Below are 12,718 nucleotides of genomic sequence, written 5' to 3' on the forward strand. Positions count from 1 at the left end.
CTTTCATGGAAGACCCTAGATGGAACAATGAAAACAATGCTAATACCAAACAATCCCAAGAGCATATCAGCTCAAAAGCGCTAATTTTCCGCCACCGATTGATGCTTTATGGCGCGCTGGCGTTAATCGTCCTACTTACTTTGGGAAACACGCTCTATCTAAGTAAGCAAATTCGCTCTCAAGTCGTCACCGAGCAAAGCCATAAAGCGCTTGAGAGTATGCTGTCACTGAATAAAACCATCTCTGTGTCATTAAATCATATCGATACTATGCGCAATGCCATCGAAACCGCTTATCTTTATCCAGAGCTAATTCCAAACAAACAATCATTTCTCTATCTGAGCGAGCAATCTAAAAACGCCCCCGCTAACGCACCCTGGGATAACTTGCCCGAATCACTGCGTGACACCGTTGGTCAGCTCTATGTTCGCTCCAACGCTCGAGACTATTCATTCGATGCTCAAACGCTGCTTTCGATGGTTTCCGAAGTCGTCTCTACGCACCAACAACACGATGACTTTCAGTGGAGCTACTACTACGATGCAGAGCAAATTCTGACCTATATATACCCATGGCTTGGGGCTAAAGATATCCTAGGAGCGACTCAATCCGATAACATGGATGCCGCACTCGATGTTATATTTGAGGCTGGCGGAACCTTCCCTCTGGACTTGATCAACCCAACTGCCAACCCGAAAAAAGAAAAGGTCTGGACGACACCCTATATGGATGCTGGCGGCAAAGGCATGATGATTTCCTTGCTTGCACCGACTTATATGGATGACAAGTTTGTAGGTGCTGTTGGGACCGATATAACTCTAAAAGTACTCGATAAGATCATTACCGATAGACCCCTTGAACGGGCAAGGTTAGCCATTGTTGATGAGCAAGGTAGAGTGGTTGGTGACAGCGGAGGCAGCCTGAAAGGTAAAACCGAAGCAGTAAACCAACAAGATGTCCTGTCATTTGTGACTATAGGTGAGGCTCACCAAGCGACGCATGCACTCCTAAACACTACCCCGCTCGGGTATTGGGCCTCTTACCAATTACCCAATACACCATGGCGGTTAGTATTAGAAATCTCAAACAGTGATATACGTTCTTATACCTTGCAAACTCTGTTACCGAACCTAATCATGGCTACGGCGTTCACTCTATTACTATTGCTTGTTGTGCTCTATCAACACTGGAACTTCAGTAAGCCCGCATTGCGGTTAGCTCAATTCGTCGAAGAGCTGCCAAATAATTCAAATTTGATCATTCCAACGATCCCATCTAAGTGGTCATATTGGTTCAAGCGAGCTGCGAAGACAGAACACGATCGCCGAGAGCACCTCAAAACCATCGAGCAACAAACTCGTGAACTCGAACAACGGGTAGATGAACGCACCGTCGAACTTAGACATGCACTTGAAGTACTCGAAGCCACACAAGAAGAACTGGTCCAGTCAGAAAAACTTGCGGGACTCGGCTCACTCGTCGCAGGGGTCGCGCACGAACTCAATACACCCATAGGCAACGCAATGGTTGTCGCGAGTAGCCTCAAAGACACCAATCAACACTTTGTTGAATCAACCAAAGAAGGGCTGAGACGTTCGGTACTCGATAGCTATATTGAGCAAAGCTGCGATTCTGCAGAGAGTATTGAGCGCAACCTACGCCGCGCAGCAGAACTCATTTCAAGCTTTAAACAGGTAGCAGTCGACCAATCAAGCTATCAACGTCGCTCGTTTAATCTAGACGAGATCTTACGCGAGCTTCGAGTCACCATGTCACCAAATCTGAGCAAGAGCCAAATAGCCTTAATGGAAGAGTGTGAGGAAAACATCGTCATGGATAGCTATCCGGGTCCCCTCACCCAAGTGCTAATGAACTTACTGTCGAATGCGATCGTTCATGCCTTCTCTGGTCAAGCTGAGAAATCTGTCACCATTCAGGGGCACTTGATTGAGGGGCAAGCCGTATTAACCATCACGGATAACGGACAAGGGATCGAACAAGAACATCTGCAAAAGATTTTTGATCCGTTCTTCACCACTCGCTTAGGACAAGGCGGCTCAGGTCTCGGCCTCAATATTGTCTATAACTTAGTTACTGGATTACTCGGTGGCACCATTAATGTCACCAGTGAGCTGGAAGTCGGCACATGTTTTACCTTAACACTCCCACTCAAGGCGCCGAAAGAAGAAGTTGAACAACTTGAGGTGCCATAGCTTTAGTGACTAACGGGGGGAAAGCCTGAGGCTCGGTTAATCAGTCTCTTTGACCAAAAGGCTATCAGTATTTACTGGTTAACCTTTTGGCCAAAGATGACTGTCGTAAGGAACTCGGTTTAAGCACTCATAGGCCGACTTTGCTGTTGATGGTGCTTAGATTCAGATACAGCAAACAACGCCAACAAGACGATGGCTGTTAATGACCCCGCGAGGGAAACATAAAGTGTGCTGTAGTAGTTAAACAATTCACCCACTACGCCAACAGAAAGACTCGCGACTAACATGCTAACGTTGAGCATATTGGAGAAAAGCGTCGACGCCGTGCCTAAGCGATCTTTCATCATATCTTGCAATACAACCATCCCGAGGGTCGCACATACCCCAATGAAGAAGCCATTCAGTACCTGCGCCATCAACATGGCGATGAACGTTGTGTTAGTAAGCATTACAGAGTAGAAGGCTACGCCACTGACAAGACCTAGCATCAGCAACTTAATCGTGCCAAAGCGCGCTGCCAGTTTTCCAGCGTAAAGCATCACTGGAATCTCACATAACGCTCCTGCACCGAATAGAAAACCGAGCCAACTTGGGTCAACTTTCAGCTCTTGCGATAGGTAAAGCGGCATGCTGGTGATGTATAAATTGTTCGCCGCAAAAGCAAACACAACCACTGAACAATATAGCGCAATCAATCCATTCGAAGTTTGACCCGCGGTCGGCGCTTGTTCCGGTAATGATTCCTCTTTAACCACGCCATTTGGTAGGTACTTGGCCATAACAAAAATCGAGAGACTGACAATCACAGCGGAAACGGTAAACGAGGCGTTGTAACCAAAAGCCGCTTTGAGCATAAATGCCATTGGCGGACCAAATACCCAAGCAATCGCGATTCCTGCACGCATCGTAGAAAGAAAAGTCGTGCTGTCTTTCATATGGCGATCACCGTACTCACGACCTAGCGCAAACAACTGACCAAAAGAGGCGCCACTGACACTGCCGAAGACCGTCGCAATGGTGATTGCTAACCAATAGTCCCTGACAACAATAAAGCTTGAGATGGTAATTAAATAGCAAGTCATCGCCACAAGGAGAATCGTTTTTCGTTTCCAATTGCGATCAGATTGTCTTGCTAACAACTGGGAGACCACAACCGCACTCACCACCGCCATCACCATATATAAGCTCAACATCATTGGCGATGCCCCTAGCTCTTCAACAATAAAGAGACTCGACAAAGGGTAAAAAAAGGCCCCACATAAGCCGGTGACAAACGCAGTAATAATAAACAACATCGCCGTTTTATCTTTGAACATAGTAGGGCTCCTTTGAGTAAGTGTGTGAGGCTACAGTCTACGCAAAGATATGCGGTTATATTGATAGTATTCGAGCCACCTCTGATACTAATCCATCAACTTTGAATCCACCTTTGACAGAAAAGCAACAATTACACTAATCTTGACGGCGAATAAAAGGGAGAGCAGCAATGAAACCGTTCATAGAAAACGTGATGGATACACCGAGCAATGATTGGATTGTTCGCGAATATCATTGCCGAGTAAAAAAAGAAGATTTTGCTTGTTCTTGGCACTATCACACCGAATATGAACTGGTCCTTTACCAAGACCCCGAATATGTATTTAGTGGCAATTACTTTGCCGGAGATGCAGTAGGCTCAGTCCATCATAATACTCTGCTCTTATATGGACCGGGGCTACCCCACATGATCACTGGCCAAATCAACGGTTCAGAAGAAAAACCGCACCACTCTGTGATTGTCTGGCTCAAGCACCACTGGATAGAAAAGCTGCAAGCGACAATCCCTGAGGCTCGCAATATCAAGCGGCTACTTGAAAACTCAGCCTATGGCATCAAATTTAGCCCCGCGATATCACAACAGGTTGCTGAACGTCTCAATGGCATTGAGCAAGTCGAACGACAGTTTCAAGCCATTCGTGTCATTGAAGTACTACTGTTGATCGCCAATGATGCCGAGTCGTTGCGTTTATCGGCTTCCCCCTATCGAATCAGCCAAGTGTCGGGGAACAAAGAAGCACAGCAAAAGGTTCAACTGGCGACTCGTTATATCGAAAACAACTACGCGGATACAATTCGAATCTCTGACCTTGGTCGGTATTTGCATATGAGCGAAAGCTCCGCCTATCGCTTGTTTGAAAAGCACTACGGCGTCAGTTTTTCTGATCACCTAAAGCAATTTCGCATCGGCAAAGCCTGCGAATTGCTCGCCAGTACCGCGCAACCTATCGCACTCATTGCCGAGAAAACGGGTTTTCAGAACTTGTCTAATTTCAACAGGCAGTTCAAAACAGTAAAAGAGATGACCCCGAGTCAATTTCGTAGACGATTTCAATAACTTAACAATGGTGTTAAAAAAAACGCCTCAAATATTGAGGCGTTATGGAAATAGCAAGTCAGGGGATTATTGCCTACTAGGACATATGGACAGAACCTAAACAGTTGACTTGCCCTACTCCAAAAATCGATAAACCTACTCCTTGATCCCGCGAATCTTCACATTGCGTCGGCGTAAAATTTCTAGCGTAAGCAGCAGCATGACTGACATGCAGATCAGCAGTGTCGCCACGGCAAGAATGGTTGGACTGATTTGCTCGCGAATACCTGACCACATCTGTCTCGGTACCGTTCTTTGTTCAACCCCGGTGATAAATAGCGCCACCACCACTTCATCAAAAGAAGTACCGAACGCGAATAGACCGCCGGAAATCATCCCCGGACGAATCAATGGAAAGGTCACATGCCTGAAGGTATAGACTGGGTTAGCTCCTAGACTATACGCCGCTCGTACTAAACTATGATCAAAGCCGCTTAGAGTCGCTGTCACAGTAATCACCACAAAAGGCGTCCCCAATGCGGCATGCGCTAGCACAATACCAGTGAAGGTTTGCGATAAATCCAAGCGAGTGTAGAAGAAGTACATCGCGGCAGCAGAAATGATCACCGGAACAATCATTGGCGAGATCAGAAACGCCATAATTGCATTGCGAAATGGGACGTTATTGGCTGCTAATCCCATCGCCGCCAATGTTCCGAGCACTGTCGCAACAATCGTCGCACTAATGGCGATTAAGGTACTATTTTTAAGCGCCATCAGCCACTGACTATTGGTAAACATATCAACATACCAACGCACTGAATAAGCATCAGGGTCGAGACTTAACATCCCTTCAGTGAAGGTGAAGTAAGGCGTCGCATTAAACGAAAGCGGCACAATAATCAGGATTGGCGCAATAAGAAACAGAAACACCAAGGTACAAAATACTAGGTAGGTCGCGTAACCCACTCGCTCGCGCATATTACAATAAGCTGGCAGTGCCATAGTTAACCTCCTACCTTGATGTTATTAATACCGACGACGCGATTAAACAGATAAAACAGCACTGTCACTACCGCGAGCAACAACCCGCCAAGTGCGGCTGCCATTCCCCAATTCAATGAAGTTTGCATGTGATAGGCAATCATGTTTGAAATCATCTGCCCGCTGCGCCCACCAACCAACGCCGGTGTGATATAGAAACCAATCGATAGAATAAATGTCAGTAAGGCACCCGCACCGATTCCGGGCATTGTCAGTGGCATGTAGACTTTAACGAATGCAACTGAAGGCGTTGCACCTAATGATCGAGCAGCGCGGAAGTAGCTTGGACTAATCCCCTTCATCACGCTATAAAGCGGCAAGATCATGAACGGCAGTAAGATGTGCACCATCGCCACGATAGTGCCAAAGGTATTGTGCATCATGGCTAAGCGCTCACTGGTGATCCCAAGCCAAAGCAGCAAATCATTCACCACACCTTGGTTTTGCAGCAGCACGATCCAAGATGTGGTTCGAACCAAAAGTGAAGTCCAGAATGGCAGGAGCACCACAATCAGCAACAAGTTTGCTTGCTTATCCGGAAGATTTGCCAGTAAATACGCGACTGGATAAGCCATCACTAAGCAGATTACGGTGATCACCAGCGACATACCTAATGTCTTGGTAAACAAGTCCACATATACCTGTCTTGTTTCTGGCTGAGCGCTCACTTCACCTTTGGCGTCGTAACGTAAATCCAGCGCGGCAAGGTAATAGCTCAAGGTATAGGGTGAACTGAGGTTTTTCAGCGCGGCCCAATATTGCGGCTTAGACCAGCGTTTATCGAGCTTTTTAATCTCTTCAAGGTTTTCCGGCAGCGACTCTAACTTAGCCAGTTTTCGCCCTGTTTTCATTAACAAGCTACGCATACCTGACACTTCAATATTCATTCGATTCGCCAGTTTGGGTAGCGTCTTATCTTGATAGCGCTGTTTAAGTTCTCCCATAAAGGTTTGCTGAATCGACAAACTTGGTAAGCCTTGGTAATCCCACTCTTTTATCGCACTAGAAGAGTGTGGAAACGCTTTCGGCAGCGCATTGTTATCGACACTTCGATAGAGCATTTCCGCAATAGGAAAGGCAAACGTGATACAGATAAAACAGACCAAAGGAAGAATTAGCAAAATGGAGCGAATCTGTTTTTGCCTCTCGGCACGTTTGAGTTGGGCTTTGAGACTTTGGTCCGTTCGCACCAGCTTGCGCTGCAATGACAAAACCGAGTTTAGTCCTGTTAGTTCGCGACTCATGCGGCTACCTCATGCTCGGCTTGCACTTGCTGACAATCAAGCGCATGACAATCTTGGCTAAGCCAGCCGATGGTATACTGACGACCTGCAACAAACGTGCGTTCACCATGACTGTCGTTAGGCACTTTAACCACGATATCGCCTACACCCGTAATCTCGACCACTAAGCGGTGATGATCACCATGATAAATCAGCTCTCTTAGCAACCCAGTTAACTCGTTATCACAGCTACCCGCTTCAGGCTCGACAACGATCTTCTCTGGACGTACAGATAACAGGGTAGTCTCACCCACACTGGCCACTTTCACTGGTTTGGCATTAATAGAAAGATCATTAACACTCACAGTGCAACGATGCGAATCAAGCTGAGAGACGACGCCTTGAATCTGGTTATTCTCGCCAATGAACTGCGCTACAAACGCATTGCTTGGTGACTCATAAAGATCCGTTGGAGAAGCGAGCTGCTGCACTGCCCCATTATTAAATACCGCGATGCGATCAGACATCGTTAATGCTTCGTCTTGATCATGAGTTACATACAACACGGTAATGCCGAGCTTTTCATGCAAACGCTTGATCTCAAGTTGCATCTGTTCACGAAGCTGTTTATCGAGCGCACCTAGTGGCTCATCCATTAGCACTAACTTAGGTTCAAACACCAAAGCACGAGCTAAGGCGACACGCTGCTGCTGCCCACCGGACAACTGTTTAGGGTAACGGTTAGCGACATGAGCAAGCTCAACCATCTCAAGCACGGATGTCACTTTTCGCTCAACTTCCTCTGCCGATAACTTACGCACCTTCAATGGAAAAGCGAGATTCTCTGCAATCGTCATATGCGGAAAGAGCGCGTAGTTTTGAAACACCATGCCAATATCACGCTTATGCGGAGCAAGGTTGTTCACTGGGGTTCCATCAATATAGATTTCGCCCTTAGTTGCGGTTTCAAACCCTGCCAACATCATCAAACAAGTAGTCTTGCCCGAGCCTGACGGGCCAAGCATAGTGACGAACTCACCCGGCTCAATCGCCAAATTGAAGTCCTTCACGACGAGGTTTTCACCATCATAGGTTTTCTGTACGTGTTGAAAGCTCACGTATTCCTTCTGCAGTGCCATTGCGAATCCTTTTAATAGCAATATGTTTGGCAACCCAAATAGGTAAACGGCTTAACGACCTAATAAGCCGTTTACATAAATGGATTGAGGGTAAGGAACTCCTTACCCTTAACCAGGTAACTTTTGGGGAGTTACAGCTTGTATTTCGATAAATCAGGGCGAGTCGCAATCGCCTGCTCAACTAAGGCAATCACTTGTGCACGCTCGTCACCTTTGAGGTTTTGACGTGGAGCTCGCACCTGTTCACTGCCTCGACCACACACCTGCTCCGCTAGCTTGATGCACTGCACCAAAGTCGGAATCGTATCTAAACGAAGTAATGGTAAGAACCAACGGTAGATTTCTAGTGCTTCCGCGTAACGGCCTTGACTCGCAAGCTTATAAATCGCGACAGACTCAGCAGGGAACGCATTGGTTAGACCGGAAATCCACCCCGTCGCACCAAGCATCAATGATTCAAGGGCAATATCGTCAACGCCGCTAAATACGGTGAAGCGGTCATCGAAACGGTTATACAACTCAGTGATTCGGCGGGTATCTGTGGTCGACTCTTTAACTGCAACAATACTTTCGCACTCTGCCAGTTGCGCCATCATGTCCAGAGAGACATCAACGCCATAAGAAACGGGATTGTTATAGATCATAATTGGCATCTCAGGCGTCGCTTCAGCAAGCGTACGGTAGTAATCAACCGTTTCACTGTCTGAGGTGCGATAGACCATCGCTGGCATCACCATACAACCATCAATTCCGATTTTTTGTGCGTCTTGCATATAGTCAACAGCAGCCGTAGTGATCGACTCTGCCGTCCCTGCAATAAGAGGTACACGGCCTGCTACCACTTCTTGTGCAGCTTTTAGAACTTGGCGCTTCTCTTCAGGGTAGAGCGCGCAGTTTTCACCCACAGTACCGAGACAAATAATGCCGTTTACACCGTCATTAATCTGGTTATCAATTACCGTCTGAGTCGCATCTAGATCAATGCTTTGGTCTTTGCGAAACTGTGTACTAACTGCTGGGTAGACACCTTTCCAATCTACGTTCATCTTATACCTTCCATTTGTATATTTTATGCAATTTAAAAATACGGCCGAAACCGCGATAAATGAGGACTATCCTCAAAAATTAAAGAATCTCTTTCTGGGTTAGAACAAACTCAACTGCAGCAAGATCGGCCAGAGCACTGCCGACTGATTTATATAACGTAATTTCTTGTTGAGATTGACGACCTGAGTGAGTTTGAGAGCACAACTCGGTCAATTCAGCTTGGATTTGTTGTTCGGCAAATAGCCCTTGTTCAATCGGGATAAGTAAGTCTCCCGCTTCGGCTAAGACGTTAACTTTACTATCAACAAACACACTAGAACGTACTACCGTCGAAGTATCACATTCACGCTTATCTTTATCATGATTACCAATCAGATCGACATGTGTCCCAGGTTGAAGTTGAGTACCATCAAATAGCGCCCTATCTGATCCCGTTACGCAGGTAACGATGTCGATGTGTGCCAATGTACTGTTCACGTCATCCACCACTTCAACATCGAACTGATTTTCTATAGGGAGTGACTGATATTGATTGCTCGACAAAATGGTATCGATTGTCTGACGAGCTTTTTGCTTATCGCGCCCCCACACCAACACCTTTTTGATCGGACGGATAGCTGCATAAGCGTAAGCCATGTAGGGAGCAAGGTTCCCTGTACCACAAATCAGTAAGCGACTCGCATCCTTACGTGCTAAATAGTCAGCCGCCAATGCAGATGCCGCAGCAGTGCGCCAAAACGTCAGCACCTTGCCATCCAAGAGTGCCAATGGCTCACCATTAGCGCGATCAAAGGCTAAGATCTTTGAAGCGAGAGTGTCTTTTCCTTCCTGATAATTCTGCGGGAAATAAGTAAACGCTTTGACCGTAATAAGTGACTCACTCCAAGCAGGTAGCAAGGCAAACGCGTCGTAGCTGCCCTCCTCTAAAGGCATCACTCTGCGCTGAGGAATGGTCGATTGTTCCTGATAAGTCTGGCGCATCGAGTCAATCAAACCTTTCATCGTTAGACTTTTGACAATTTGCTGCGCATCGAGATTGATCATTGAATATTCCTTTTAAGGAGGCGAGCAATCTCGCCTCCACTTTAGAGCTTAGGGTTAGTTAAGAAGCCAAGTGTTGAACTCTTCATTCAGCTCATCGGCATAATCTGACCACCACTCATCATCAATCAAAAACGCGGTTTGGAAGTTATTAGGCGCTGTCGGCAAGCTGGCTAGGATCTCCGGGCTGATTTGCGCTGAAGATGATTTACGCGTAGGACCGTAAGCAACATATTTCGCTTGGTCAGCCAGTGGTTTGGTTCCCGAAGAAAACTTAATAAAGTCTAGAGCTTGCTCAAGGTTAGGACTGCCTTTAGGAATAGCCCAGCCATTCATATAGCCTAACTGATGATCCCAAATGATTTTGAACGGCTGACCCTCTTCTTGAGTGGCACTGTGAATACGGCCATTGAATGCAGACGCCATCACCACTTCTTTGTCTGCCAACATTTGTGGCGGCTGAGCTCCCGTTGTCCACCACACAACTTGTGGCTTAATGCTGTCTAACTTAGCAAAAGCACGAGCTCGACCTTCTGGACTTTCAAGAGTTTCATACACAGCTTCGGGTTTAACACCGTCAGCAATCAACGCCCACTCTAGGTTACCTTGTGGCATTTTCTGTAGAGCTCGGCGACCCGGAAACTGCTCAAGATCGAAGAGATCGGTCAGCTTTGATGGCACAGCCTTACCATTAAAGGCTTCTTCGTTGATGGTAAGTACCGTTGAAACCACGATGGTATTCACTGCACATTCATGGATTGCCCCTGGAATAAAATCTTCCTTCGCTGGCGTACCATCATCTCCGGCCGGTAAGATACTAGGATCAACGGTTTCCAATAAACCTTCCGCACAACCGCGGACAATGTCTGGCTTATCAAGTGATACTAAATCCCAACGGACATTATTCGCCTCTACCTGCGCTTTGATTTCTGCTAGACCACCACTGAAATCTTCAGACACCAATTCAACGCCTGTCTTTTCAACATAAGGTTTGTGGTACGCCTCTACTTGGCTTTTAGTAAAAGCGCCGCCCCATGATACGACCGTTAATTTGTCGCTCGCGTTGGCGATATTAATCGTTCCTAACAGCAGTCCTGAAACCATAAGTGCGAGTGGTGTCATCGTCTTTCTTGACATGATTTTTGCTCCTTGTTGTTGTCACATCGGGAGTGTTCCCGAAATTATTGGACGCCCAGATACTGCTGTAAGGCATCAAATCAAATCCGTTTTTTGAACTTAATTTTCATTAACTTTTAATTAACATAATGCGCTTGTATATTTTATACAATATTTAATTTTAAAAAATTTTAGCAAAAGCGATCTAGCGCAAATGGCGAAAGATCGACTATGGTTTCGCTCTCAGTATGAAGCTGAGAAATCAAAGCAGCCGTGATAGCCCCCTGCGTCAGACCAAGGTGTTGGTGACCAAACGCGAGTAGCACTTTGCCATTCAAAGCAGTATCGATTACAGGTAACGAATCAGGCAATGAGGGACGATTTCCCATCCAGCTTTCACCGACCGAGTCAAGTTCACATTCTGGTTTCAATAATCCTGTTGCTAACCCTTTAAGCATGTTGGCGCGCTGCATATTTGGTGGGGAATCGATGTCTGCATATTCGACCGTCCCTGCCAAACGTAGACCCGTCTCCATCGGCGTCATAATGAATTTTCTATCCGCTGAGCTAACGGGAAACGGCAAACAATTTTTCAGTTTTGGCACCATTAAATGGTAACCACGCTCGGCCTGAATCGGCACTTTAACTCCAGTAATTTTCTTTACTAGTGGGGCCGATTCTGCGCCTGTTGCGATAACGACTTTATCAAATTCATGGCTGAGCGACGGCGTCACGACGACGCCCAGTTCACCATCAAAAAATACGTCATCAACTTGTTCTTTAATCCATCGACCTTGCATTGACTCAAACACATCTGCCATCTCAATGCACATTCTATAAGGGTTTGAGGTATGTCCCGTATCAGGGAAAAACACCCCTTTTTTAACATTGGCTGATAAATAAGGGAGTTCATCACGTAGTCTCTCTTGCTCCCAGACTTGGCAATTCACCCCTTGCTCACGTAACCTGTTTAGTGTTGAGCGATAGCTATCAAACAGTGACTCGCTCTCAAAGGTCAACAATGAACCTTGCATGGTAATTAACTCCGATAATCCGACTTGCTCTAGCAGCTCAAACCAGTTTTCCATCGCGACGCGGTTTAACTCCGTCAGTGCTTGAGTGGCATGCTCTGAAGCCTTCTTTCTAGCCTTTAATAGAAACCGAACCATCCAAGGAAGCGTGCGGTGGACATCTTGAAATCGAACCGATACCGGACTGGTTGGCGACAGCAACATTTTAGGTAACTGGGGCAAGAGCGCAGGCGTTGCGAGAGGAAAAACTTGCTCCGTCGCAAAATGACCAGCGTTACCTTTAGAACACCCCTCTCCCACGCCACGCTTATCAAAAATGGTGACGTTCTCACCCGCTAACTGCAGCTTTAGTGCGATACATAATCCAATAACACCACCGCCAACCACGGCGATATTTTGTGGGATTGATGATTTCTTGTTCACCATTTATTTTGCTCCTTATCACGTTTCAAAAACAAAATTGTATAAAATATACTTAACATCACGATAACATCCAATTTCTCTACTTCAA

At 46.4% G+C, this 12,718-nt stretch carries 10 protein-coding genes; 2 read left to right on the top strand and 8 right to left on the bottom strand.

Translation table 11 applies throughout. From position 1 onward, the window contains the following. The first annotated feature begins 5 nt into the window (after nt 1-5). Nucleotides 6-2,213, top strand: coding sequence for a sensor histidine kinase (locus tag VIA_RS08355; RefSeq protein WP_004412404.1), 2,208 nt, complete (start codon nt 6-8; stop codon nt 2,211-2,213). Between the two features lie 119 nt (nt 2,214-2,332). Here the strand turns inward: VIA_RS08355 and VIA_RS08360 are convergent, their stop codons facing one another. Then, nucleotides 2,333-3,529 (bottom strand): sugar efflux transporter, encoded by a 1,197-nt coding sequence (locus tag VIA_RS08360; protein WP_004412405.1) that lies wholly within the window; start codon nt 3,527-3,529, stop codon nt 2,333-2,335. Between the two features lie 170 nt (nt 3,530-3,699). On the opposite strand from VIA_RS08360, the gene VIA_RS08365 reads away from it, so the two are divergent. Continuing rightward, on the top strand, nt 3,700-4,587 hold the full coding sequence (locus VIA_RS08365; RefSeq protein WP_004412406.1) for a helix-turn-helix domain-containing protein: 888 nt from the start codon (nt 3,700-3,702) through the stop codon (nt 4,585-4,587). A gap of 135 nt (nt 4,588-4,722) precedes the next feature. On the opposite strand, the gene VIA_RS08370 is transcribed toward VIA_RS08365, so the two are convergent. The 7 genes from VIA_RS08370 to VIA_RS08400 all read right to left on the bottom strand — a co-directional run bounded on the left by VIA_RS08370 (nt 4,723) and on the right by VIA_RS08400 (nt 12,633). Beyond that, on the bottom strand, nt 4,723-5,571 hold the full coding sequence (locus tag VIA_RS08370) for an ABC transporter permease (protein WP_004412407.1): 849 nt from the start codon (nt 5,569-5,571) through the stop codon (nt 4,723-4,725). 2 nt (nt 5,572-5,573) lie between these two features. Continuing rightward, nucleotides 5,574-6,854: an ABC transporter permease gene (locus VIA_RS08375; RefSeq protein ID WP_004416064.1), complete on the bottom strand. Its 1,281-nt coding sequence runs from the start codon at nt 6,852-6,854 to the stop codon at nt 5,574-5,576. Then, nucleotides 6,851-7,972: an ABC transporter ATP-binding protein gene (locus tag VIA_RS08380; protein WP_004412409.1), complete on the bottom strand. Its 1,122-nt coding sequence runs from the start codon at nt 7,970-7,972 to the stop codon at nt 6,851-6,853. Before VIA_RS08380 ends, VIA_RS08375 begins: the two co-directional genes overlap by 4 nt. 131 nt (nt 7,973-8,103) lie before the next feature. Next, entirely contained in the window at nt 8,104-9,018 is a 915-nt protein-coding gene (locus tag VIA_RS08385) for a dihydrodipicolinate synthase family protein (protein ID WP_004412410.1), read from the bottom strand. A gap of 79 nt (nt 9,019-9,097) precedes the next feature. Next, the gene (gene lhpI, locus VIA_RS08390; RefSeq protein WP_004412411.1) at nt 9,098-10,063 is read right to left on the bottom strand and encodes a bifunctional Delta(1)-pyrroline-2-carboxylate/Delta(1)-piperideine-2-carboxylate reductase; all 966 of its coding nucleotides are present in this window, start codon (nt 10,061-10,063) and stop codon (nt 9,098-9,100) included. A 54-nt stretch (nt 10,064-10,117) separates the two neighbouring features. Then, on the bottom strand, nt 10,118-11,197 hold the full coding sequence (locus VIA_RS08395) for a polyamine ABC transporter substrate-binding protein (protein WP_004412412.1): 1,080 nt from the start codon (nt 11,195-11,197) through the stop codon (nt 10,118-10,120). A gap of 170 nt (nt 11,198-11,367) precedes the next feature. Further along, on the bottom strand, nt 11,368-12,633 hold the full coding sequence (locus VIA_RS08400; RefSeq protein ID WP_004412413.1) for an NAD(P)/FAD-dependent oxidoreductase: 1,266 nt from the start codon (nt 12,631-12,633) through the stop codon (nt 11,368-11,370). Nucleotides 12,634-12,718: the final 85 nt, after the last annotated feature.

This window comes from Vibrio orientalis CIP 102891 = ATCC 33934 (assembly GCF_000176235.1).
In the GTDB taxonomy this organism is placed as follows: Bacteria; Pseudomonadota; Gammaproteobacteria; order Enterobacterales; family Vibrionaceae; genus Vibrio; species Vibrio orientalis.

What these genes read in the sequence shown, in the direction of transcription:
- lhpI (WP_004412411.1), bottom strand. Translation starts at nt 10,063, where the DNA reads ATGATCAATCTCGATGCGCAGCAAATTGTCAAAAGTCTAACGATGAAA.
- VIA_RS08360 (WP_004412405.1), bottom strand. Translation starts at nt 3,529, where the DNA reads ATGTTCAAAGATAAAACGGCGATGTTGTTTATTATTACTGCGTTTGTC.
- VIA_RS08380 (WP_004412409.1), bottom strand. Translation starts at nt 7,972, where the DNA reads ATGGCACTGCAGAAGGAATACGTGAGCTTTCAACACGTACAGAAAACC.
- VIA_RS08400 (WP_004412413.1), bottom strand. Translation starts at nt 12,633, where the DNA reads ATGGTGAACAAGAAATCATCAATCCCACAAAATATCGCCGTGGTTGGC.
- VIA_RS08370 (WP_004412407.1), bottom strand. Translation starts at nt 5,571, where the DNA reads ATGGCACTGCCAGCTTATTGTAATATGCGCGAGCGAGTGGGTTACGCG.
- VIA_RS08385 (WP_004412410.1), bottom strand. Translation starts at nt 9,018, where the DNA reads ATGAACGTAGATTGGAAAGGTGTCTACCCAGCAGTTAGTACACAGTTT.
- VIA_RS08365 (WP_004412406.1), top strand. Translation starts at nt 3,700, where the DNA reads ATGAAACCGTTCATAGAAAACGTGATGGATACACCGAGCAATGATTGG.
- VIA_RS08395 (WP_004412412.1), bottom strand. Translation starts at nt 11,197, where the DNA reads ATGTCAAGAAAGACGATGACACCACTCGCACTTATGGTTTCAGGACTG.
- VIA_RS08355 (WP_004412404.1), top strand. Translation starts at nt 6, where the DNA reads ATGGAAGACCCTAGATGGAACAATGAAAACAATGCTAATACCAAACAA.
- VIA_RS08375 (WP_004416064.1), bottom strand. Translation starts at nt 6,854, where the DNA reads ATGAGTCGCGAACTAACAGGACTAAACTCGGTTTTGTCATTGCAGCGC.